The 24,227-nt window shown below is 69.8% G+C and carries 15 protein-coding genes and 1 pseudogene; 5 read left to right on the forward strand and 11 right to left on the reverse strand.

The genetic code is table 11. The features are described from left to right. The first annotated feature begins 9 nt into the window (after positions 1–9). A complete protein-coding gene (locus tag LLH23_14785) occupies positions 10–2,184 on the forward strand; it encodes a dienelactone hydrolase family protein (GenBank protein ID MCE5239731.1) in 2,175 nt (724 codons plus the stop codon). Between the two features lie 128 nt (positions 2,185–2,312). On the opposite strand, the gene LLH23_14790 is transcribed toward LLH23_14785, so the two are convergent. Continuing rightward, a complete protein-coding gene (locus LLH23_14790; protein ID MCE5239732.1) occupies positions 2,313–3,875 on the reverse strand; it encodes a GNAT family N-acetyltransferase in 1,563 nt (520 codons plus the stop codon). After that, a complete protein-coding gene (locus LLH23_14795) occupies positions 3,872–5,191 on the reverse strand; it encodes a KamA family radical SAM protein (GenBank protein ID MCE5239733.1) in 1,320 nt (439 codons plus the stop codon). Before LLH23_14795 ends, LLH23_14790 begins: the two co-directional genes overlap by 4 nt. An 81-nt stretch (positions 5,192–5,272) precedes the next feature. On the opposite strand from LLH23_14795, the gene LLH23_14800 reads away from it, so the two are divergent. Continuing rightward, positions 5,273–6,289 carry an ATP-grasp domain-containing protein gene (locus LLH23_14800; GenBank protein MCE5239734.1) on the forward strand — a complete coding sequence of 339 codons (1,017 nt, stop codon included), beginning with the start codon at positions 5,273–5,275 and terminating at the stop codon, positions 6,287–6,289. A gap of 124 nt (positions 6,290–6,413) precedes the next feature. On the opposite strand, the gene LLH23_14805 is transcribed toward LLH23_14800, so the two are convergent. Together LLH23_14805 and LLH23_14810 are read right to left on the reverse strand one after the other, a co-directional pair. Beyond that, positions 6,414–7,373 (reverse strand): ATP-grasp domain-containing protein, encoded by a 960-nt coding sequence (locus LLH23_14805; GenBank protein ID MCE5239735.1) that lies wholly within the window; start codon positions 7,371–7,373, stop codon positions 6,414–6,416. 59 nt (positions 7,374–7,432) lie between these two features. After that, positions 7,433–9,526: a hypothetical protein gene (locus tag LLH23_14810; protein MCE5239736.1), complete on the reverse strand. Its 2,094-nt coding sequence runs from the start codon at positions 9,524–9,526 to the stop codon at positions 7,433–7,435. A 100-nt stretch (positions 9,527–9,626) separates the two neighbouring features. Here LLH23_14810 and LLH23_14815 point away from each other — a divergent pair, with 100 nt between their 5' ends. The 3 genes from LLH23_14815 to LLH23_14825 all read left to right on the forward strand — a co-directional run bounded on the left by LLH23_14815 (position 9,627) and on the right by LLH23_14825 (position 15,689). After that, on the forward strand, positions 9,627–11,453 hold the full coding sequence (locus tag LLH23_14815; protein ID MCE5239737.1) for a beta-propeller fold lactonase family protein: 1,827 nt from the start codon (positions 9,627–9,629) through the stop codon (positions 11,451–11,453). A gap of 133 nt (positions 11,454–11,586) precedes the next feature. Continuing rightward, positions 11,587–14,751: a hypothetical protein gene (locus tag LLH23_14820; GenBank protein MCE5239738.1), complete on the forward strand. Its 3,165-nt coding sequence runs from the start codon at positions 11,587–11,589 to the stop codon at positions 14,749–14,751. Beyond that, positions 14,748–15,689, forward strand: coding sequence for a formylglycine-generating enzyme family protein (locus LLH23_14825; protein ID MCE5239739.1), 942 nt, complete (start codon positions 14,748–14,750; stop codon positions 15,687–15,689). Before LLH23_14820 ends, LLH23_14825 begins: the two co-directional genes overlap by 4 nt. 16 nt (positions 15,690–15,705) lie before the next feature. Here LLH23_14825 and LLH23_14830 read toward each other — a convergent pair whose 3' ends face one another. The 7 genes and pseudogenes from LLH23_14830 to LLH23_14860 all read right to left on the reverse strand — a co-directional run bounded on the left by LLH23_14830 (position 15,706) and on the right by LLH23_14860 (position 24,085). After that, complete coding sequence (locus tag LLH23_14830) at positions 15,706–19,254, reverse strand: discoidin domain-containing protein (GenBank protein MCE5239740.1); 3,549 nt, start codon at positions 19,252–19,254, stop codon at positions 15,706–15,708. Positions 19,255–19,309: 55 nt separating this feature from the next. Then, positions 19,310–20,074: a 2-dehydro-3-deoxyglucarate aldolase gene (locus LLH23_14835; protein ID MCE5239741.1), complete on the reverse strand. Its 765-nt coding sequence runs from the start codon at positions 20,072–20,074 to the stop codon at positions 19,310–19,312. Positions 20,075–20,122: 48 nt separating this feature from the next. Next, the gene (locus tag LLH23_14840; GenBank protein MCE5239742.1) at positions 20,123–21,367 is read right to left on the reverse strand and encodes a DegT/DnrJ/EryC1/StrS family aminotransferase; all 1,245 of its coding nucleotides are present in this window, start codon (positions 21,365–21,367) and stop codon (positions 20,123–20,125) included. A gap of 339 nt (positions 21,368–21,706) precedes the next feature. Next, the gene (locus LLH23_14845) at positions 21,707–22,474 is read right to left on the reverse strand and encodes a hypothetical protein (GenBank protein MCE5239743.1); all 768 of its coding nucleotides are present in this window, start codon (positions 22,472–22,474) and stop codon (positions 21,707–21,709) included. A 132-nt stretch (positions 22,475–22,606) separates the two neighbouring features. Further along, positions 22,607–22,714: a hypothetical protein gene (locus tag LLH23_14850; GenBank protein MCE5239744.1), complete on the reverse strand. Its 108-nt coding sequence runs from the start codon at positions 22,712–22,714 to the stop codon at positions 22,607–22,609. Between the two features lie 198 nt (positions 22,715–22,912). Next, positions 22,913–23,200, reverse strand: a pseudogene (locus LLH23_14855) (DUF1559 domain-containing protein). Between the two features lie 126 nt (positions 23,201–23,326). Next, positions 23,327–24,085 carry a zinc ribbon domain-containing protein gene (locus LLH23_14860; protein MCE5239745.1) on the reverse strand — a complete coding sequence of 253 codons (759 nt, stop codon included), beginning with the start codon at positions 24,083–24,085 and terminating at the stop codon, positions 23,327–23,329. Between the last annotated feature and the right edge of the window lie 142 nt (positions 24,086–24,227).

Here is a 24,227-nt window from a genome sequence, read left to right on the forward strand (position 1 = left end):
GGTGCCCCCGTGAAGCATCTACCTGACGTGAAGCCGCTGACGTGGAAGGGCGATCTGGCTGCCCGGATGGTTGCCGGGATGGACAAGTTCCTGCGCCGCGCTACGGTCGAGCGCGCCGGGCAACGCGAGCGCTACTGGAAGCGCGACACAAAGTCCTGGGCGCGGCACGAGAAGTCTGTCGCGCCGAATCGCGCGCGGCTGGCGAAGTTCCTCGGGGTGGTAGATGAGCGGGTCGAGGCGGAGATGTTGCTGGAGGAGAGCGGGTCCAGAGGCGCCATCCACTACATCGGGGACATGAGCCAGTCGCAGCACACCGTCCGTGATGCGCGACTGATGGTGTTGCCTGGCGTCACGGCAGAAGGCCTGCTCCTGCGGCCGAAGGGCCCGATGGTTGCGAGTGTCGTCGCGATGCCTGACTGCGACGAGACACCCGAGTCCGTGGCGACGGGCCTCGGGGCGCGGTTGGCGCAGAATGGCTGCCAGGTGTTCATCCCGACGCTCATCAACCGTGACTGCGAGTGGTCCGGGGTCGCCGGCGCCATGACCAACGAGCCGCACCGGGAGTTCATCTATCGCGCCGCGTATGAGTTGGGGCGGCACATCATCGGGCTGGAGATACAGAAGGTGCTGGCGGCGGTGGACTGGTTCAGCAAGGCGGGCTTGCCCATCGGGGTCATCGGCTACGGCGAGGGGGGGCTGATCGCTCTGAATGCCGCGGCACTGGACACGCGCCTTGACGCCGCGGTCGTCAGCGGGTACTTCGGTCCGCGCGAGGGGCTCTTCGCCGAGCCGATCTACCGCAATGTCTGGCGGCTGCTGGAGGAGTTCGGGGACGCGGAAGTGGCTAGTCTCATCGCCCCGCGGACGCTCATCGTCGAGCACTGCCCATTCCCGGCGGTTGACGGGCCGCCGCCGGTGAGCGAGGGGCGCTCGGGTGCGGCACCCGGGGCGATCACGACCCCGTCGGCGGCCGCGGTCCGCAAGGAACTCGGCCGTACCGAGAAGCTGCTGGGCGGGCTAGAGCCGGCGCTGAGCTTGGTCGAGACGGAGGCGCCGGGCAGCGCGGCGGCGCTGGAGGCATTGCTGGGAGCCCTGGGCGCGCCCTCAGCCGGCGGGCACAGCGAACGGTGCTGGACGGTCCACGCCAGCGCCCGCCTCAAGCGCCAGTTCGACGAGATGGTCGAGTGGACGCAGGCGCTGATGCGCGAGTCCGAGTACATCCGGCGCGACTACTGGGCGCAGGCCGACGCGACCGACGTGAAGTCGTGGGTGAAGACGACCAAGGCCTACCGCAAGCGCTTTCATGAGGAGGTCATCGGGGCGCTGCCGGAGCCGGACATGCCACCGAACCCCCGCGCCCGGCGAGTCTTCGCCACCGAGGCCTTTACCGGCTATGAGGTTGTGCTCGACGTGTATCCGGATGTGTTCGCCTACGGCATTCTGCTCGTGCCGCATGATGTGCAGCCCGGCGAGCGCCGGCCTGTCGTCGTGTGCCAGCACGGGCTGGAGGGCCGGCCGCAGGATGTGGCCGACCCGTCGGTCGAGGGGAACTGCTACTACCAGTTCGCCTGCCGGCTGGCCGAGCGGGGCTTCGTGACCTTCGCCCCGCAGAACCCCTACATCGGGTATGACGCCTTCCGCGTGCTGCAGCGGATGGCCAACCCGCTGGGGCTGTCGCTGTTCTCGTTCATCATCCGCCAACACCAGCGCCTGCTGGGGTTTCTGAAGACGCTGCCGTATGTGGATGGCAAGCGGCTGGCGTTCTACGGGCTGAGCTATGGCGGGAAGACGGCCATGCGGGTACCGGCGGTGCTGGAGGACTACTGCCTGTCCATCTGCTCGGGGGACTTCAACGAGTGGATCTGGAAGAACGCCTCGACCCGCGCGCCGTTCAGCTACATGCGCACCGGCGAGTATGAGATGTTCGAGTTCGACCTGGGGATGACGTTCAACTACGCCGAGATGAGCTACCTCATCTGCCCACGCCCCTTCATGGTCGAGCGCGGGCACTGGGACGGCTGCTCATGGGATGAGTGGGTCGCATACGAGTACGCCAAGACGAACTACCGCTACGACCTGCTGGGGATCGGCGACCGGACCGAGATCGAGTACTTCAACGGCCCGCACGAGATCCACGCGGTGGGAACGTCCGCGTTCCTGGAGAAGCACCTGAGGGGGCAGTAGGGGTCGGGTGGGGTGCATGTCGCGCGAGTGCTGCGAGTGCCGCGTGGGCGCGCGTGTCCCCACGCGCGCATCGGGTAGCGACAGAAGACTGCGCGCGTGGGGACACGCGCGCCCACGCGACCCGATGGCTACAGCGTCTTGCCGTAGATGACCTGGCCGTCGCCGACGCCGTAGAACTCGGGCACGTGGCCGTAGGGCTCGTAGCCGGCGCGTTCGTACAGGCGCCGGGCGGGAGCGTATGAGGGCGTGTCCGAGGTCTCGATGATCAGGACGCGCCCCCCGAGCCGGCGCGTCTCGTCCTCCACCCGCCGCAGGAGCTTGCGCCCCACGCCCTGCCCGTGGCACGCCGGGTCTACCGCGAGCCAGTACAGGTCATAGGTGCGGTCGGTCAGCGGCCGCGGGCCGAAGATGGCGAAGCCGACGGGCTGCCGACTCACCGTGGCGACGATGACCGCGTAGTCCTCCCCCGTGAGACTCTCACCCAGGAGTTCGCCGATCGTCTCGACTTCCTCGGGGGTGAAGACGCGACAGTCCGACGAGAGGCGGACGAGGGCGGGAATGTCGGCCTTGCGGAGCCGCCGCAGGCGCGTGGGCGCGCGTGTCCCCACGCGCGCATCGGGTGGCGACAGACTGCGCGCGTGGGGACACGCGCGCCCACGCGACACCGTCTCAGGCCGGTCCAGGCCCAGTCGCGTCGTTGCGGCTGCGAGGATGGCTGCGATGACCTCGACGTGCTCGATCCCCAGGCGGTTCGCCAGGATGATGAGGTCGCTTACCACCGGCTTGAGGCCGGGGAGGGGGTTGGCCTCGATGAAGTGCGCCACGTGGTCGCGGAGGCGGAAGTCTATCCGCGCGACATCGCGGCAGCCGAGGGCCTGCCAGCAGGTCAGGGCCGCCGCGCGGACCGCTGCCTCGTCCTCGGGCGTGAGGGGCGCCGGGGCCTCATAGCGCATCAGTTGGCGGTACTCGCGCTTTTCGCGCAGGCCGTAGACGAAGGTGTCGGCCTGGGCCCGGGTAGGGATTGCCTGCATGATGCCCAGGACATGCGGGGGATCGTTGCCGACGAGGCCCACCGTCAGGTCGGGGCCTGCCACGAACTCCTCCACGAGCACCGGCTGGTCGTAGCGCCGGCGCACACGGCGGATGGCGGCGGGCAGGCGGCGGCGGCTCGTGATGACGCTGTCGGCGCCAATGCCCTTGCTGGAGCCCTCGTACGCGGGCTTGAGGATCACCGGCAGCGGCAGCCGCGCGAGGTCGTCGGCGACGGCGGCCGGGTCGTCGGCGACGAGCACCCACTGCGGAGTGGCCGCGCCGGCGGCACGCACCAGGCGCTTGGCGCAGTCCTTGTCCAGCGTCGCGGCCATCGTCAGGGCGTCCGAGCCCGTGTACGGCAGGCCGAAGCTCTCCAGGAGCGCGGGCACCCACGACTCGCGGCAACGCCAGGCGCCCCGGCCCTCGGCCAGATTCAGCACCAGCTCGGGCCGAGCGCCAGTCAGCAAGCGCCGCACGAGCTGCTCACCATCGCCCAGCAACATGACCTCGTGGCCGAGCAGCGCGATGGCGTCGGCGATCTCGCGGATCGTCTCGGGGGAGTCCAGCTCCTCCTCGGCGTCATCGGGATGGTCGGTGGAGACCAGGGGTAGACGCTGGGGTGGGGCGCTCTTGACGGAGTAGGTGAAGCCGATGATCACCGGGGCCCAGCGCTCCCGCGCCGGCGGCGGCGCTGTAGCCGGGGCGTACTCTCGGGCGCGAGCACCGTCTCCTGCCCGGCCAGCAGCCCGCTGACGCCCTGGCGCAGCGCACTGTCGCAGGCGGCAGGCGCCCCGCTCTGCGGGTTGTAGCGGAACAGCACGCCCTCGTAGTTGCGCAGCACGACGGAGTCCTCGGAGGCGGAGACGAGGTAGTTGGGCATGATCGGCACCTTGCCGGCGCCGTGCAGCCCATCCACGGCATAGGTGGGCACCGCCACGCCGGAGACGTGCCCGCGTAGCCCCTCAATGATCTCCAGGCCCTTCCACAGCGAGGTGCGAAAGTGCCCCGCGCCGCGCACGGGGTCACAGTGGAACATGTAGTAGGGCCGCACCTTGATGCGCAGCAACCCGCGCACGAGGGCATGCATGGCCTCGACGGAATCATTGACGCCCTGCAGCAGGGTCGTCTGGTTGTTCACGGGAATACCCGCCTCGATCAGCAGGCGGCAGGCGAGGGCGGACTCGCGGGTGATCTCGCGCACGTGGTTGAAGTGGGTCTGCACCCAGACCTTGCGCTGGGCGGCGAGCATGTCCACCAACTCGCCGTCGAGCAGGCGCTGGGGGAGGGTGACGGGTACGCGCGTGCCGACGCGGATGAGGTCCACGTGCTCGATCTCGGCCAGCGGGGCGATCAGGCGGCGCAGGCGGGCGGCCGACAGCATCAGCGGGTCGCCGCCGGAGACGATGATGTCATGCACCTCGGGATGGTCGCGCACGTACTGCACGACGGCGTCTACATCGGCCTGCAGGTGAGGCTCGGCGTCGCGGGCCATCGTGTTGCGCTTGCGGGTGCAGAAGCGGCAGTACATGGGACAGACCTGGCTGGCGAGCACCAGCACGCGGTCGGGATACCGATGCGTCAGCCCCCGCACCGGGGAGTCCTCTTCCTCCTCCAGCGGGTCCTCCATCTCGTCGGCCGCGGCTTCGTTCAGCTCCAGCGGCGAGGGTACGGCCTGCAGGCGGATGGGGTCGTCCGGGTCGTCGGGGTCAATCAGTGACAGGTAGTACGGGGGAATGGCCAGGCGGTAGGCGTCCGCCACGACGGCGAGGGCCTCGACGGTCGGCGGAGGCAGAGGCAACACGCGGGCCAGTTGCGCCACGGTGCGGACCGTGTGCTTGTGCTGCCAGCGCCAGTCAGTCCACTGCTCGGGGGCGACACCTTGCCAGGGGGCAGGGGGCCGAGTAGGCTCAAGGGAGTACTCTCCCCCTTCACCAGGATCGAGCTGCGGCAGGCGGATCGGATGTGAAGGGGTCAAGTGAGGTCAACGACCTCCCGATGCCGAAATGTGGCCCTTGTTTGGTGCGCGATTGTAGACCCGACCTGAGGGAGAGTCAAGTTGCTTGATGGCCTTGGCGGGAAGATTGTGGTGCTGTATACCTCGGTGGCCGAGGCGCTGCTCGACGTACCCGAGGAATTGCGGGACTCGATGGACCTGGGCGTCCATGCGCAGGAGGTGGCGCGGGTGCTGTTGGCGGGAGAGCACGACGCCTGCGCGCTGTGCTGGGATGACGCCGTCTGGCCGACCCTCACGGCCCTGCAGGACCTGCAGCCGGAGGTCATCTTCAACCTGGCCGAGTGCCCCCAGCGCACCTGCCTGAAGGCCCCCCACGTCGCGGCAGTGCTGGAGTTGCTGCGGCTGCCGTACACCGGCAACGGGCCGCTGGCGCTGGCCCTCGCGACGGACAAAGCGCGGGCGAAGCGCCTGCTGCGCGCCCAGGGCATCGCGACCCCGGACGGGGCGGTCTGTGCGGCCCCGCCCGAGCAGTGCACGATGCCCTTCCCCCTGATCGTCAAGCCGCTCTACGAGGACGGGTCGCTGGGCATCACGGAGGACAGCGTCGTCGAGAACTTGCCGCAGTTGCGGGAGCGGGTCGCACGCGTCGTCGCAGAGCTGCAGCAGCCGGCGCTGGTGGAGGGGTTCCTGCCGGGCCGGGAGTTCCAGATCGCGGTGCTGGGCAACGGCACGCCCGACGACCCGCACCGCCTCCTCCCCCCGGCCGAGGTGCTCTATCAGCCCGGCTGGCGCCTCGTGTCCTACGCGGCCAAGTGGGAGCCGGACCATCCGGCGTACTCCGGCACGCCGACGACATGCCCGGCCGACATCGCCCCGAAGCTGGCGGAGCGCCTGGCGCAGTTGGGGCGGCGGTGCGCGGAGGCGTTCGGGCTGACGGGTTACGCGCGGATGGATGTGCGCCTGGACGCGCGCGGCGAGCCACATGTGCTCGAGGTGAACCCGAACCCGGACCTGAGCGAGGATGCGGGCTTCGCCAACACGGCGCGCGCGGCGGGGCTGAGCTACGAGGCGTTGCTGTGGGAGATCGTGCGGCTGGGGCGGGCGTTGGGGGGAAGGTGAGAGGGGGACGGCTTACGGCAACGGCGTCCTCACCCCGCAGACTGCTGCGCAGTCTGAGCCCTCTCCCGCGCGCGATAGGGCTGCGCGCCGGAGAGGGGAACGGCAGCGGCGACGGCGGTGCGGGCTAGGTGTCCGCCAGAATCCGCTCCACGGCTTGCCCCATCGTCAGGCCCGCCCGCTTCACTGCCGCTGCGAAGCCCGCATCCGGGGCGAGGCACGGGTTGGTGTTGACCTCCAGCACCCACGGCTCACCGGCCTCATCCACCCGGAAGTCCACCCGTGCATAGCCCCGCAGACCGAAGCACTCCCAACACCGCCGGGCCAGCTCGCGCAGGCGCGCAAGCAGGGGCGCAAGCAGGGGCGCATCGCGCCGCGGGAAGCGGAAGCGACGGGTGGCGCGCTCGGCGTCCCCCCACTTCTCGGCATAGTCCACCACGTGCGGCTCGTCGGCGGCGTAGCCACCGAAGACCATCTCCGCCGGGGGGAGGACTGCTGGACCAGCGGCGCCGGCCAGCAGGGACAGGCTGAACTCGCGCCCGGCGATGAAGGCCTCGGCGAAGCACTCCCGGCCCAGACGACGCTCGGCGGCGCGCACGGCCCTCGCCAACTCCCCGGCACCTCGGACTTCGACCACCGACTCGCGCGTCAGGCCGATGGAGGCGTGCTCCCAGACGGACTTGATGATGAAGACGCCCCGCGCCGGAGCGCCGGCACCGGCCCAGGGCGGTGTCGGGAGGCCCTCCGCAACCATCTGCCGCTTGGCCAGGAGCTTGTGGGAGGTCAGGAAGATGGCCTCAGCGGGGGAGCCGGTGTAGGGCAGTCCCAGCGCGTCCAGCCACGAGGGGAGCAGGTGGATCAGGCGGCCCTGGCCCGCCGGGGCCTCGACGAGGTTGAACGCGAGGTCCGGTCGCAGGTCGGCGAGGGTCTGCTGCAGGGCGGGCAGGTCCAGCGTCACCGGCACGGCAACTGGGGCATGCCCCAACCGCTTGAGCACCGTGGCGACATGCCGGGCCTGCACGAGCGCATCCGCAACATCGGCCGGCGCGCCTGGGGGGACCTCATCATGGAGAATGGCAATTCGCATGGTGGCTCAGGCAGTTCGCGAGGCGTTGACCGGAGGCCTGCACAGCGACGCGCGGGCGTCTAGTTCAGGAAGAAGTGGTGTCCTGTCTGGCCGCACAGGAAGTCAATCCCCAGCCACAGGCCCGCAGCCGAGAACTCCCCGACGACCAGCCCCAGGAAGAACGGCTTGGCCTCGCGGAAGCGCTTGAAGCCCCCGTAGCGCAGGATGACGGACTTCAGCGCCCAGCCGACCAGGACCGAGAACCAGAGCTGGATCATCGGCCAACTGGGTCCCATGGCATAGCCCAGCGGGTGGAACGGCCACCACGTATAGAGGGCGCGCATGATCGCCAGGAAGACTGTCATCGCGGCGCCCCCGAGCATCAGGACCCAGTTCGCCGCGCTCGTCGGGTACGGCTGGTTGAGGTAGCCTGTGACGAAGCTGAGCGTCTGCTGGGGAGAGATGGTCAGGAACCAGCTCGTGAAGCGGATGGCGCCGAGATGATAGGCCATGAGCAGGAAGGCGACGTACGAGCTGACGACGCTCGCGATGATCGCCAGCCCCAGCCATGGCAGCAAGCGGCGGGGGTTGAGGCCCGAGGCGTCGGCCAGCTTGTGGGCATCCATCAGGCTGGGCATCAGGAAGCCGCGCAGGTCGAACATGAAGACCTTCTGGATGAAGCTCAGCACCGTGAGGCTGCGAGCGCCGAGGGCGCGCGTGCCGGCGCAGGCGACGATGACATCGGTGGGGCGGAAGGCCTGCACGAACAGCAACCCACCCTCGGACACCAGCCGCGTGAGCACCAGGGCGAACATGAAGAACAGCACGATCACCAGCCCGATCAGTCCGGACGCCACGCCCGTGGCCAGGCACCACAGGGCCAACAGCACCAGGCCGACGGCGCCCCCGAAGATCGCGGTGCGGAAGGGCAGCGGCTCGCGGGCGTCGTCGGCCGCCACCCGGCCCAGGGCCTGCGCCCAGACCTGCCCCAGGTGGCGGCGGCTGGTCCAGGTCATCGTCCCGGCGAGCATGACGAAAGCGCCGATCATCTGCAGGGCGCTGTGCGGCGGGGTCGGGTAGCCCGGCAGCGGCTTGAGCTGCAGGCCGGCGCCGGCGAACAGCGCCCCCTGCGCGATGAAGAACAGGAAGAAGAACCAGAAGCTGAAGGACAGCTCGGTGGAGATCAAGTAGGTGAAGCCGATGACACTGAAGTGGATGAACATGGTGAAGATGCCCATGTTGCTCCACACGCGCCCCGGGAAGTACTGCCGCAGCGGGATGACCAGCTTGATCTCCGGCACGGCGGGGAAGTAGAAGTGCAGGCCGTTGATGGAGTGGATGAGCAGGGGAATAGCGCAGCCGATCCACATCCAGCGATGGCGGAAGAACGGCGGGAGGGGCGAGGCCGGGGACTGGTCGGCGGCCAGCGCCAGGGGCACCTGGACCAGCGGGAAGACCAGGCGCTCGTGGTCGAGCCAGCGCCGCCGCAGGATGACGCTCAGGCAGACCATGCAGAAGAAGATGACCAGCGCCGCCAGCGTCCACGCCGCGATCGGCACCGACCACGCCCCCCACGGCACGCCGTGGCCCGGCCGCAACCCCTCGTAGAAGTCCACGACGACGGACCGCCCACCCGGCTGCAGACCCGCCGGCAGCAGCGTGTACAGGTCGGAGGTGACGACCGACCCGCCGCCGGGCGTCATCTGCATCGCGCCCTTGAGGTCGAAGGGGAACAGCCACTGGGGCAGGTACTGGAACAGCCGCTCGACCCACCCGTTCTCGGGCGTGGCGAAGTAGTAGGCCCCGGCCAACGTCGGGAACAGGTACTCGGTCAGGCCGAACGAGGGGATGCCCGCCGCCACCAGCATCATGGCGTAGACCGTGTACAACTCGCGCGGGGTGAAGCCCCGCCCGGCCAGCCACATCTGCAGCGGCGTGTTGACGGCCAGGAGCAGGATGAAGAGCACGAAGACGCCGATGGGGAGATGGCAGCAGGCGATCCACGTGCCCCGGAGCACCAGGTCGCAGTAGGGCGTGATGACCCCCAGGACGACACTGCACAGCACGCCCAGGATGACAGCCCGGGGCGTGATGTCGCGGCCTGTGGTGAGTGGGGCGGGCCCGGCCGGCATGAGCGGGTCCTCGGACATCAGCGCTGGGCGGGCAGTTCGCACCTCAGGACGCCGACACCTGCCGCGCCCGACCGCCGGCGCCGCAAGCAGGCGCGCGGCGGGTGGCCGGAGAAGTATGTGCTGGCAATCCCCGGAGTGTGACATGAGGTACGGTTGGCGCTGTCTGTCTGTCGGCTGCGTACTCGTGGTGCTGCTGCTCGCCGGGCTGTCAACGCCACCGGGGGCGCTCGGCAACTATCACTCCCCGACGGCCCTGGCCCTGTCGCCGGACGGCCAGACGCTGTATGTGGCCGACCAGACGCAGGATGCGGTCGCGACGGTGGCGGTGGCGACGGGGAAGGTCACCGGCACGATCCCGGTCACCGACCCGCGCGCGCTGGCCCTGTCGCCCGACGGCAGAACCCTCTATGTCGCCAGCGGCGACCGGGACGAGGTCGTCAAGATAGATGTGACCTCGCGGCGGATTGTCGCGCGGGCCGAGGCGCACCGGCAACCTGCCGGCCTGACGCTGTCCGCCGACGGCCGGACCCTCTACTGCGGCAACCAGTTCAGTGACGATGTGCTCGTCTACGAGGCCGCGAGCCTGAAGCGCACGGCGCGCCTGCCGGCCGTGCGCGAGCCGCGCTTCTGCGCCCTGACCCCGGACGGCAAGACGCTGGCCGTGGCGAATCACTTGCCGCTGGGGTCGAACCTGGATGACGGGCTGGGCGCGGTGTTGTCGCTGGTGGACCTCACCGGCGGCAGCGGTACGACACAGGTGCTGCTGGCCCACGGCGCCACCGATGTGGGCCAGGTCGTGTGCTCGGCGGACGGGCGCTATGCCTTCGTCGTCCACGTGCTGGCGCGGTGGCTGGTGCCGCCGACGCAACTGGAGCGCGGCTGGATCGCCACCAACGCCCTGACCATCGTGGACCTGACCCAGCGGCAGCGCGTGAACACGGTGCTGCTTGACGACCTCGACCGCGGGGCGGCCAACCCCTGGGCCCTGGCGCTCAGCCCCGACGGCAAGACGCTCTACTCCACCCACGCCGGCACCGACGAAGTCCAGGTCATGGACACGGCCAAGCTACTGAAGCTCGTGACCGAGCGGCCGGCGAACAGCCCCACGGCGCTGGAGGATGACCTGACGGCCGTGTACCGGGCGGGGGTGCGGCAGCGCGTGGCATGCGGGGGCATCGGCCCGCGGGCGGTCGTCGCCACGAACGACGGGGCGTTCGTCGCCAACTACTTTTCAGGGACCGTGACGCGGCTGTCGGCGCAAGGCCGGGTGACGCAGACCGTGGCGCTGGGGACCCAGCCGCCGGAGGACGAGATCCGACAGGGAGAGAGGCTCTTCAACTCCGCGCAGGTCTGCTTCCAGAACTGGCAGTCGTGCGCGACTTGCCACCCGGATGGCCGCACCGACGGCCTGGCCTGGGACCTGATGAACGACGGCCTGGGCAACCCCAAGAACGCCAAGTCGCTGCTGCTGTCGGGGCGCACGCCGCCGGTGATGGCCCACGGCGTGCGGGACAACATGGAGGTGGCGGTGGCCTCGGGCTACAAGTACATCCTCTTCCATGTCCCGACCGCCGAGGAACTGGCGGCGACCTCGGCCTACATCGAGACGCTGCCTTCGGCCCGCAGCCCCTACCGCACGCGCGACGGGAAGCTGTCGGCGGCCGCCCTCCGGGGCAAGGCGATCTTCGAGCGCCAGGACGTCGCCTGCGCCACCTGCCACCCCGCGCCGCTGTTCACCGACCTGAAGGCCTACGATGTGGGCACGAAGGGGCCGTTCGACAGCCGCGCCGACTTCGATACGCCGACGTTGGTGGAGATGTTCCGCAGCGCCCCGTATCTGCACGACGGCAGTGCCGTGACGCTGCGCGAGGTGCTCGTCGAGCACAACAAGGGCGACAAGCATGGCGTGACCTCGAAGCTGAAGGAAAGGGAGCTACAGGACCTCATTGAGTACCTCCTGTCGCTATAGGGACTGTAGGGCGGGGGCTCGTACCCCGCCCAGCCGTTCCGTTCGTGCCATGCGGGGCGGGGTACAAGCCCCCGCCCTACAGGACGGCACGGCCAGCGGGGCTGGCCGTGGCACCCGGATCCTGGCTCTGGCTGTGCCCCTGCTACTCGCTGTTCTGGCGGCGTCCGCCCAGCCCCTCGACGAAGCCCACCTGTACGTCAAGCAGGCGACATGGCAGGATACGCTGGCTGCCTCGTGGCGGAACCTGATCCAGCTCGAACGGGCCGAAGCCGACGCCGCGGCGGCGACCGGACCGCTGGTGCTCGGGCCGTGGCATGTGATCGGCTCCTTCAGCAACGCCGACGGCAAGGGCTTCGCCGCCGCCTATCCCCCCGAGACCGGGATCGCGCTGGATAAGACGTACCCCGGCATGGCCAACTCCGAGGCGAAGTGGCGGCGGATGGACAGCTTCGTGGACGGCCAGGTCCACACGCTCAACCCGCACTTCCGGCTGACCGAATGGGCCATCGCGTACCTGTACCGCAAGATCACCGCGCGCGAGGCGATGGAGATCACCGGCTACTTCGGCAGCGATGACGGGCTCGTCGTGTGGCTCAATGGGGAGAAGCTCATCTCTGAGGACGTGCCGCGCGGCCCGGCGCCGGACCAGAGCAAGGCGACGCTGAAGCTCAAGGCCGGCGACAACCACCTACTGCTCAAGATCGTCAACCGGACCGGCGGCTGGGGCTTCTACTTCTCGACCAAGCCCGGCGGGGGCAACCCGGCCGACAACCCGACGCATCGCCAGCGCGTCGGCGCCCTGTGGGACAAGCTGCGCGCCGACTTCCCCGGCCCTGAGGACCGCCTGGCGATGCAGACCGAGAGCGCCGACGGCGTCTGGCCCCTGGATTGGGACGGGACGGAGGCAGCGCTGGCGCGGCGGTTGCATGGCGCGCTGGGGGCGCACCTGGCCCGGTCGCGGGAGGTGCTGACCGGCCTGGGCGCCGATCTGGGTGAGACGGCCGTAGCCGACCCGGCGAAGCTGCTGGCGGCGCTGGAAGGACAGGCGGGCGACCTCGCCCCCACGCTCGAACAGGCCGGGGCGGCGGCGAGGCTGCGCGGGCCGATGCACCTGGCGGCGCGGCTGCAGGCGGTGCTGGAGACGCGAGCCCGGCTCGTCAGCACCGGCCTGGCCATCGCCGATCTGGCCGCGTCCTATGGCGACCAGTGCCGGGGCGCCGACGGGTTCCGCGACAGCCTCATTGAGCTGACGAAGCGCGGGGAGGCGCTGGTACGGCGGGCCGAGGCGAGCCGTGCCCTGCCCGCGGCCGACTTGCAGGACTGGCAGGCGGCCGTCGCGCGCCTGCAGCATTCCGCCCTGGTGAAGGCCAACCCGCTGCTGCAGTTCGGCAAGCTCATGGTCCTGATCCGCAAGCCCGGGGGCGGCAACCCCGGCCTGCCGCAGAACTGGCAGAGCAACTCCAGCATGCGGCGCACCGGCTGGGACACGACGATCGCCACGGTGGACTCGACCGACCCGGCCGCCGCGCCGCAGGCGATCTTCCACTCCGACAAGTACTTCGTGGGCGACCTGTGCCTGTCGTTCGACGGCAAGCGGGTGCTGTTCTCGATGCCCGACGCGCAGAAGGCCGACCGCTACCAGGTGTGGGAGATCGGCGTGGGCGGCCAGGGCCTGCGTGATGTCACCGCCACCGCCGACAACGACTACGACAACTATGATGCGTGCTATCTGCCCAACGGGCAGATCATGTTCACCTCCAGTCGCTGTTTGCAGGCCGTCCCGTGCACCGGCGGGGACCATGTGGCGCTGATGTACCTGATGGACGCCGACGGCAGCCAGGTGCGGCAGTTGACGTTCGACCAGGACCATAGCTGGTGCCCGCGGGTGCTCAACGACGGGCGCGTCGTCTACACCCGCTGGGAGTACAACGACATCCCGCACTACTTCAGCCGCCTGCTGTTTTCGATGAACCCCGACGGCACCCGCCAGATGGCCTTCTACGGGACGAACTCGTTCTTCCCCAACACGATGATGTACGCGCGGCCACTGCCGGGCAGCAACAGCCGCGTCGTGTGCATCCTGTCGGGCCATCACGGCAACCCGCGCATGGGCCAGGTCGCGCTCCTGGACACCGCCGAGGGCGAACAGGAGGCCGGGGGCGTCGTGCGCCTGCTGCCGGGCCGCCATCGGAAGATCGCCAACCCGATCATTGACCAGTACGCGACCGGCGAGTGGCCGCAGTTCGTCCACCCGTTCCCGCTGTCGGACAAGTTCTTCCTCGTGTCGTGCAAGAGCGAACCGGACGGCTGGTGGGGGCTGTACTTGCTGGATGTGTTCGACAACCTCGTACCCCTGCGCGTCGAGCCCGGGGCGGCGGTGTTCGAGCCGATCCCGCTGCGTCCCACCGTTACGCCGCCGGTCATCCCCCCGGCAGTGGACCTGGCCCGCTCGGACGCGCTGGTCTACATGTACGACGTGTACCGGGGGGCGGGGCTGGCGGGGGTGCCGCGCGGGACGGTGAAGGCGTTGCGCGTGGTTGAGCCCGTCTACCGCTACTGGGGCAACGGCGAGACGCACAGCACGGCCATTGACGGGGGCTGGGACGTCAAGCGCATCCTGGGGACGGTGCCGGTGGAGGCGGACGGGTCGGCGCTGTTCCGCGTGCCGGCCAACACGCCGCTGATCGTGCAGCCGCTCAACGCCGAGGGCATGGCGCAGCAGCAGATGCGCAGTTGGTTCACGGCCATGCCGGGCGAGACGCTGTCGTGCGTGGGCTGCCACGAGCGTCGGGCGCAGGGCCCCGGGGCGGGGCTGCGGGCACGGGCCCAGTTGCTCAAGCCCGCCGACATCACGCCCTGGTACGGCCCGGCGCGGGGCTTCAGCTTCGCCCGGGAAGTGCAGCCCGTGCTGGACCGCAACTGTCTGCGCTGCCACGCCTCGGCGCCGGTGGACTTCCGCCCCGACCCGCAGCCGGGCGGCCGCTTCAGCATTGCCTACAACACGCTGCACCCGTACGTGCGACGGCCGGGCCTGGAGGCAGACATCCACATGCTGCCTCCGCGCGAGTTCGAGGCCAACACGAGCCAGCTCGTGCAGATGCTCAAGAAGGGGCACCACCGGGTGAGGCTCAGCGCTGAGGACTGGGACCGGCTCATCACGTGGATTGACCTGAACGTGCCCTATGCCGGCGACTGGCGCGAGGCCGTGCCGCCCGCGCCCGAGAACCTGATCCGCCGCCGCGAGGAGATCCGCGGCCAGGACGCGGCCGTCCGGGCGCAACAGGCGGGGCGCCAATGAGGAGGCCCCTGCCCCTCGCGATGGCGCTGCTCGCGTTGAGCGCCCTCCCTCTGGGGGCCGCGCCCACGGTCCACACCGGCTGGCCGTTTGACAGCGCCGAGGCGAAGCGACGGCAGGCGGAGACGGCGCGGGCCCTGGGCTGCGCCACCGAGCGCACGCTGGACCTGCCTGGCGGAGGGCAGCTCACGCTGGTGCTCATCCCGGCCGGCGAGTTCACGATGGGCGCCCCGCCAGGCGAGCCGCATCCCGACCCCGATGAGGTCCCCGCCTTCAAGGTCATCGTTTCGCGCCCGCTGTGGGTGAGCCAGTGCGAGATCACGAACGGGCAGTTCCGCCTGTTCCGTCCCGACCACGACAGCCGCGCCATTGACACCCACTGGAAGGACCGCGTGGGGCCGGGGCCGTCGCTCAACGGCGACCAGCAGCCGGCGGTGCGCCTCTCGTGGTTCGCCGCACGCGACTTCTGCCTGTGGCTCGGGAAGACCACGGGCCTGAACTGCCGCCTGCCGGATGAGACCGAGTGGGAGTATGCCTGCCGCGCCGGCACGGACACGCCCTGGGTGTGCGCGCCGGGCGAGTTGGCGCGCGTGGCCAACTTCGCTGACGCCAGCCTGCGCAGCCTGAAGCCGTGGGCGCTGCGTGACGACACCCAGAACGATCGTGCCGCGGCCTCGGCGGACGTGGGGCGGTACGAGCCGAATGCCTGGGGGCTGCGGGACATGCACGGGAACGTGGCGGAGTGGTGTGGCAGCGACTACGGGCCGTACCCGCTGGCGGAGAAGCGCTCGGCGAGTGAGAGCGCCCCGAAGGCCGTGCGCGGGGGCTCGTGGGACGACCGGCTGCGGCGCGTGCGGTCAGCGTTCCGGCAGAGCTACGCGCCGGACTATGCGGTGTACAACGTGGGGTTCCGGGTGGTGTGTGACGTGGAGGGGAAGTAGAGGACGCCGTTCGCCTCTACTCCCCCGTCGCCGCCAGGACCCGTTTCTTCATCTCGACGTAGCCAGCCTCGTTCGTGCTCCCCCAGGTCTGCTTGCATTGCCCCCAACCGCCCGCGCCGGTTGCCAGCGGGGCTTGCAGGACCCGGCTCTCCAGCGGCGCCGCCACGTTCACCAACGCCGCCAGCGGCTGATCGCTCATCCCCGCATGACAGGAGTTGCACGACTGCGCCACGTAGGCGCGGAGTGCCTTGACACCCGCCTCCGACGGGGCACGGCGCTCGTGGCGCTGGAAGCTGTAGTCGCCGTAGTACTGGCCGTTCAGGTCCATCCACTCGGCGATCCGCGTGAAGCTGTCGCGGTCGAGCTTCGCCTTGCCGCGATGCTCGTCGAGCAGGAAGCGGGCCAGCTTCCCCGCCTGGGCGCCGTAGTCACCCGGCTGGCTGATGTCGGTCTGCACATTGCGGTAGGCCAGCTTGAGCCACCCCGGTCCCGCCACGAGGGCATCGTACGCTTCGTTGAACTGCGCCGTGGGCGTCCCCAGCAGGCTGAGGCCGGCGGCGCGGTGCTTGAGGCCGTGGCAGCGGAGACACGAGCGATCCAGGACGGGCTGCACCGTGCGGGCGAAGCTGAAGCCGCCCGGGTACTGGGGGCCCGGTGGCGGTGTCAGGGCCTGGGCGGTGGCCGCGTGTTCATAGCGCCTGGCCACCGGTGACGACCCGCGCGGCTCATGGCAGCCGGCGCAACTCATCGTCTCGCCAGGCTGCAGGTACACCTGGCTGCGCATGCTGAACAGCGAGACGTTGTTCTCGTCGAGGAGCTGGAACAGCAGCGGGCGCCGGGCCGGGGCGCGGAAGGCCGCCGAGCCATCGGCCGCCACCGGCACCGTCCCCACGACCGACTTGACGATCTCCTGGCTGACGGCGCTGCGCTCGGCGGCGCTGGCCGTCGGTTGCTCGTGCATCGCCACCACCCGCAGGGTCTTCACACTCCCCGGCTCCAGCGGCACGAAGCTGTTGTAGACGTTCTGGACGAGGAACACCCCATCGGTCTGGCCGGGCGTCAGGGCCGAGGGGATGGTGGGCGGCAGCGGGCGTGGCTGGACGGGCAGCGGCGCGAAGCAACACGTCGCCGGATCGCGGTAGAGCAGCTCCCGCCCGCCGAGGGTGTCCACGAGATGGACGCCGTAGCCGTCAGGCCGGGCGACCTTGCCCTGCGTGATGAGCGGGTTGGGGTCATATGCCGCCAGGAACAGATCGGACGACAGCGGGCAGGGGTCGGTGTACGAGCCCATGGACCAGCCCTCGGTCTCCGGGAAGCTGCACTCGGGCGTGATCCGTGTGACCGGGTCCATCCCCTCTTCCCCGGCGCGGCGGTTCACCGTGAAGATCGAGCCGGCGCTGTAGGAGTGGTGCGCCGTGGCCAGCGCGACCAGCAGGTCGGTGCCGGGGATCGCCTTCGCCTGGGCGGCCATGCACGGGTTGCGTGTGGAGTTGGCGTAGTAGTGCGCCGTCGCGGTGCCGTCCGGGCGCGTGGTCCAGAGGCTCTGGAAGAGCACGTCGTGCCGGTTGATGTAGTCCCAGCGCGTGTAGATGATCTGCCCGTCGGGCAGCACGCCGGGGTTCCACTCGTTCGCTTCGCCATACGACAGGCGCGTGATCTTGCTGCCATCAGCCTCGCAGCGGTACAGCACATACGAGGGCGTGTAGCGCCCGCCGTGGCAGCGGCCGAAGCCCTGGTTGCGGGTCGAGACGAAGGCGATCCCGCCATCGGGCAGGTAGCACGGGTCGAAGTCCTCGATCAGCACCGTCTGGCGGCCGTCCCAGCCCTCGAGCGGGTCCACGCCGGCCTTCCCGGTGATCTGCCGCACCTGCCGGGTCTGCAGGTCGAGTTCATACAGGAAGAAGCGGCGCTGCTCGCGGGGCTCGACCGTGTTGTCGCAGTAGTTGAAGACGACCCGCCGGGCGTCGAAGGACAGGTCGGGATGGCCGACGGTGCCGCGCGGCAGGCGGTCCCGGAGCAGGACCTCCACCTGCGGCTGCGTCTTCCAGTGGCTCAGCATGACGAGGCCGTCGCCGGGTTGGCTGTGTCGGCCCTCGTACTGGTCCACCATGTGGCTGTACAGCGGCGGGCCGCGCTTGACCAGCAGCATGCGGTCGAAGTCCAGCCGCGGGTGGCTGAGGATGATCTCCCGGCGCAGGCGGCGGGTGCGCAGGTACAGGTCCTGCCAGTCTGCCGTGGCGGGCGCGGCCTCGCTGGCCTGCTGCAGGTCCGCCAGCTCGCGCGCGGCGTCGGGCAGCGGGCGAACGGACTGCACGAAGGCCAGCGTCTGGCGCGCCAACTGCAGGGCGTCCGCCGTCGCGGCGCGGAAGCGGGCGCGGTCGGCGGCCTCATTGGCCGTGCGCGGGCCCTTGTATGGCGTGTAGGTGGACCAGGGGCTGGAGGAGCTTTCGGTGCAGGGGCGGTCGAGGGCCAGGTTCGTCTCCGGGTCCGCGGCGCCGTAGAGCTCGACCTCATCGAGGTGCAGGAACTCGCGGCCCGGCTGCTGCAGGCGCACGTAGCGCGCCCGCTGCCCCGTCAGCGCCACCCGCAGCGGCTTGCCGTCGGTGCCGCCGTGGAAGACCGTGCCATCGTTCTGCCAGACCTGCCGCCAGCTTTGCCCGTCGTCGGAGAGCAGCATCAGGATGTGCGCGGCGCGGGCAGCGCAATCCTCGCGGTTGTACAGCAGCGCGTGATCGAGCGCGACCACCTGCCCTAGGTCCACCTGCCACCAGGGCTTGTCCTCCAGTTGCGTATGGAAGCCCGTCCCGCCCTGTTTGACGCCGTCGCAGGCGCCGGGGGCATCGTCCTCGGGCGCGATGGCCGTGCCCGGCGGCAGCCTCTGGGCTTTGGCCTGCCGCAGCCAGTCCAACTCCAGCAGCAGGTCGTTGATCTGGTCGGGGAAGTCGGCGGCGATGCGGGTGAGCAGCTGGTCGGCGCCGGTGTCCAGGCCGAACGCGAAGCCGCACGGTCCGCCGCCCTGGCAGACCTTCAGGAGCAGATCGTTCTTCCCGGCGCGAAGGTTCAACGTCAGGCGCTCATCGCCCAACACGCAGGCGCGGCCGACGTTGTGGGCCAGGAGCCGCTCGCCGTTGAGCCACACCGTCAGCGTGTCATCGCTGCCCAGCGCGACCGGCAGCGCGCGGGCCTCCGGGACCGTGATGGTGCGATACAGGTAGGCGGCCATGTTCTCGTTGTCGGGGAAGACGGCCAGGGAGTTGCTCTCGCCATCGCGGAACGCGCCGCGCTGCCAGCGGACCTCATGCCCGCCCTTGCCGGGGTACGCGGCGTGCAGGTCCACTTTCTCTTCCGGGGGATACTTCGTGTCGAAGCCCGCGCCGTTGGTGGAGTCGAAGGGGCCGATGACGTACCAGGGGCCGAGGGTCGCCACCGCCGAGGCCGCCGCCTGCGAGGCGACGTAGGTCTCGCGCGCGGTGGCGCGCTTGACATAGGCGCCCTGCGCGTGCAGCGGCGCCCACGCCAGCCAGGCCAGGCACAAGGCCATCGTCATGCGCAGCACGGGACGCATAGTGACCAGTTCGACGGGCGGGGAGGGCTTTCCTGTTGGCGCCGCCGACCGGGCCCTACCGCAACTGCGCCAGGGCCGCCCGCGCCCCGCTGAGCATGTGGCCGGCTTCGTCGCCCACGCCGACGAAGCGGAAGCCCTCGTCGAGACGCTGGCGGCCGATCTGGGGCGTCGGGGCGTAGATGCCGGGGGCGACCCCATGGGCCTCGGCGCGCTCGCGGATGTGGGCGACAGTCTCGATGAAGCGCGGGTCGCCATGGGACTCGAAGGGGCTCAAGCCCATCGAGGCGCTCAGGTCGTTGGGGCCGATGAAGGCGACATCCACGCCCGGCACACTGAGGATGTCGTCGAGGGCGTCCACGGCCTCCACCTGCTCGATCTGCACGATGACCAGGGTCTCGTCGTTGGCGTGCTCGAAGTATGTCCGGGCGTCTGTCTCGAAGCCGATCACGGCGAGGGTGGGGCCATAGCCGCGGAGGCCCTGCGGCGGGTACTTGGCCCACGCGACGGCCTGTTCCACGTCGGCGCGGCTACTCTGCATGGGGAAGATGACGCCGAAGGCGCCGCTGTCGAGCGCGTGCTTCACGTTCTCGTTGGTGTTCCACGGCACGCGCACGATGGGCGTCGAGCCGGCGTGGGCGATCAGCTGGCACATGATCGCGGCCGTCTGGTAGTCGGTGCTGCTGTGCTCCAGGTCAATGGTGAGCCAGTCGAAGCCCACGGTGGTCATCTGCAGCGCGGCGACCGGGTCGGGCAGCGTGAGCCACGAGCCGACGGTGGCGCGGCCCTCGCGCAGGGCTTGTTTGACGGTGTTGGTGCGCATGGTGTCTCCCTTGCCTGGATACCGTGGGGTTCGCGGGCGCGGCTGTCTCTACCTGCGGTTCGCGTCGGCCACCGCGCGGATGGCGGCGGCCGCGATCTCGCAGTGCTGTTCGGTGTACTTCTCGCAGAGTGTGGCCCAGCGGATGAAGCGCTGCAGGAACTCGGCCGCCACCGGGGTGCTGTCGGCGCCGTAGTGGTAGGTGCGGCTGGCGGGAGGCCGGGAGAACGGGAAGCGCTCGGCGCGCGCGTACTGCTCGAGGAACGTGCAGGCCTCGGGCATCAGGTAGTACGCGCCCATGCCGACGGCCGGGATGACGTCGGTCAGTTGCGCGGCGAACGCGGCGGTGTCGCAGGCGAACCGCTCGGGCTCGATCGTGAAGCCGAACATCCAGCAGGAGTACACCTCCTGCCAGGGCGGAATGGGGAGGGCCTGCACGCCGGGGATCTCGTCGAGCAGGTCGGTCAGCAGCCGGGCCATCCGGTCGCGTGTGGCCACGTTCTCGCCGATGATCTCCAGTTGGGCCAGGGTGATCGCCGCGGTGGATTGCGTCATGCGGAAGGCATAGCCCGGCTCGGTGTGCAGGCGTCCGTAGCCGGGCTTGCCCACGCCGCCGCGACTGTGGCCGATGAACCGCAGGCGCTCGGCCAGTGCGTCGTCATCGGTCACCACACAACCCCCGACATCGGAGCCGAGGGTCTTCTCCGAGTCAAACGAGAAGCCGGCCGCGCGCCCGATGGTCCCGGCGAGGCGGCCCTTGTAGGTGCTGAAGGCGCCCTGGCAGGCGTCCTCGTAGACGATCAGCCCGTGGCGGTCGGCCAGGGCGAGGATGGGGTCCATGTCACACATCAGGCCGGTCTTGTGGACGCACAGCAGGCCCCGCGTCCGGTCGGTGATCAGCGGCGCGATCGTGTCGGCGCTCATGTTGATCGTGCCGGGGGCGGTGTCGGCGAAGACGGGAATGTAGCCCTCGCGGAACAGGCCCTGGATCGTGCCATAGTCGGTGACGCAATTGACGATGATCTCGTCCCCCGGCTCGAAGGGGAAGGCGGCGGCGAGAATCGCCAGGGCAGGGGTACAGCCGGGCGTGGAGATGCAGTGCTTCACGCCGAGGGCCCTGGCGAAGGCCGTTTCAAAGCGGGTGACCATGTCGCTGGTCAGGCCGCTGTCCACGACCTCCTGGAGGTACCCCATGGCGTTGGGGCCAATGGCCCGCGGGAAGGGGTTGGGCAGTTGACCCTTCAGGTGGGCGATGGCGGCGGCTCCGTACTGAGCGCGTTGGTGTGAACCGGGCATCGGGACATCATCCCTTCGTGGCGAGACGAACCGTGTGAGTCGCCCCTCCGGGGCTCCGGGCGAGGGAGGGAAGGAGGGGCGGCGGAGGGACGGGGGCTTCCGCCCCCGCCTAGATTGAGCCGGCCCTCCGGGCCTTACGGCGACGGCGTCACGGCAACGGCGCCGGGTGCCACGGCCAGGCTCCCTGGCCGTGCCGGGGTCGCTGATGCACTGCCAGCGGGGCTGGCAGTGGCACCCACGCGGTGGTGAGCGCCGGAGGCGCGGCTCACGCTAGGCGGGGGCGGAAGCCCCGGTCCCCGGCGTCGCCCTCTCCCCCTTCGCCCCCTCTGATGGCGGAGGCTAGGCGCTGAGTCGCGCCATCGCTGCCGCGCCCAGAGCGAAGGTCTCCTCCGCCTCGGCGGCGGTGCCGATGCCCACGACCACACCGTTCACCCCCGCCACGGAGGCGACGTACTCCATGCCCTCGGCCGGCGCGATCCGCCCCATCGCCAGCGGCTTCATGGCGACGATCTGCTTGCTGGAGGCCCGCACGGCGCCCAGCACCTGCTCGACGCACGGACACATCCGCCAGGCGATCTTGTTGATCGGCGTGTTGACGACCGCCACGTCGAAGTCCTCGGCCACCGGAAGGGTCTCGCCGCCGTTGTGGGAGGACATGCCGGGCACAAAGCCCAGATCGCGGATCTCAGCGAGCATCTCGGCGAACTCGGGGGCGAACGTGCGCTCGGAGCGGCGGAAGAAGGAGTCGGTGCTCTGGCCGTGGACGAGGCAGACCTGGCAGCTCACCCGGCGCAGCCAGTCGGCGCGCTCGCGTACGCCCGGCGACACGATGACGAAGTTCGCTAGCTCCACCCCGCTCTGCTCCTGGGCCTGCTCAATGGCCTCGCCAATCGCCTCGTTGTAGCTGATCATCATGCTTCGCACACCGGCGGCGATGGCGGCAAGGATGATGTCGCGGATCGGCTCGGGGCCGCAGAACCGGGCCTGGTACTCCTGCGACCGCGCCCCACTGAGATACGAGTAGCCCAGGAAGGGATTGTGCCCCAGGATCAGCCGCGTGAAGGTGCGGTCCTCGACGGCGAAGGTGGGCAGGACGGCGGCGCTCATGGATGACCTCTCTGGTAGCAGACTGCGACGGGTATTCGCGGCCCGGGGTCCGCGGCCCTGCCTCCCGCAGCGAACGGGCCCACTTCCCGCATCGGGAGGTGGGCCCACGCCGTGTGCGCAGAGGACGGTGGGCTACTTGGCGCCCAGGGTGCCCAGGTACGATGGACAGCCGCTGCGGTCATACACCACGTTGTACTTCAGGGACTTGACATGGCCGTCGGCGAAGGCAGCATTGCCCATCTCGTTGTGGCGGGCATCGAACCGGCCATTGACGCAGTCGCCATGCGAGCACGTGCCCAGGCCGGCCCGCCAGAAGCCCCGGGTGGAGTTCGTATCACAGCACAGGATGGTCTCGGCAGGCCTGCCGATGTCGCCCAGGGCGTAGCCGGCGCGTGGAATCTGCACGTGCCAGCCGTAGCCCAGCGAGCCGGAAGTCCACGACGGGCACTTCCTCAGTTGGTCGTTCTTGGTGTAGGGCTGGAAGAGGTCATACCACATGGGGAACCCCTCGGTGCTGCTGGGGTTCATGGTCTGGGAGGGGACGCGCTCGTCATAGTCCTGGGCGTACATCAGCCCGGCGAGCATGAGTTGCTTGAGGTTGGATTGACACGTGGCCTGCCGCGCCTTCTCGCGGGCCTTGGCGAAGACAGGGAAGAGAATCGCCGCGAGGATGGCGATGATCGCAATGACCACGAGCAACTCAATGAGCGTGAAACCTCGGCGCATCTCAGATCACTCCCTTGCAGAGAACTGATGCTGAGTCTGAGGCTCACGGACCCGCAACTGGCCCGCGCTATGGCACGTATTCATCGCATCTGTGGCACATTCCTGCTACTTCGGGAGTAAGGCGCACTATTGTCGGTAGACGATGCTGCTGATCTTCCATCCGGCGTCCGTCTTGATCACGCGGTACGTGATGTTCATCTTGTAGCTCTCGCCGGACTCCAGGTCCGAGGCTCCCATGACGACCTGGAATACCACCACCTCGGCATCCTCGACCTGCGTGGAGACCACGTCCACCGACTTGATCTCGGTGTCGTGGGCGGTCTGGGTCGCATCGAACTCCCTGGCGGCCTGGCCGGTCAGGTAGGTGGCCATCTTGGGGCTGTTGCGGGCCCGCTCGGCGGCGATGTACTGGTCGAGCACGGCGCGGGCCCCGGCCTTGGCTTCGGCCTCGCGGGCGGCGGTGTCGTCCTCGCCGCTGGTGTCGGCTGAGGGGGTCTCGGTGGCAGTGGCGTCGGGGCTCTCAGTCTCGGTCTCGTCGGTCGCTTCGGGCGTCTGCTCCGTCTCGGTCGTGGTGGAGGTCCCGGTCTCCTCCGCGACCTGCGTATCCGACGCCAGCTCGTGCGCCTTGGCCATGTTCCTGTAGACGAGCACGCCGGTCACGAGGGAGGCAATGACCAGCACGACGATCAGCGCCACCAGGCACCCGATGAGCCAGCCTGGCACGCCACCGCGAGGGGACGGGGCGACAGGCGGGCCGGCAGCGGCCGGCGCGGGAGGAGGGCTTGCGGGTGTGTCGGGGGGAACGGGCGCGGCCATGGCCACGCCGCAGGCTTTGCAGAACCTGGCGTCATCGTCCTGAACGGCGCCACAGCGCGGGCAGTTCATCTTCGGCCTCCATGGCTCGTGAAGCCGGGAGACACACCCCGTCCCGGCCGCTGGAGAAGACGCGAGATGCCACGTCCGGCGCGTATGATCTGTCTTCGCCGCGGCAGAGCGGTTTCCTGCGCCCACCCGGAGGGACGCAGGC

The sequence above is a fragment of the bacterium genome (genome assembly GCA_021372615.1).
Taxonomy (GTDB): domain Bacteria; phylum Armatimonadota; class Zipacnadia; order Zipacnadales; family UBA11051; genus JAJFUB01.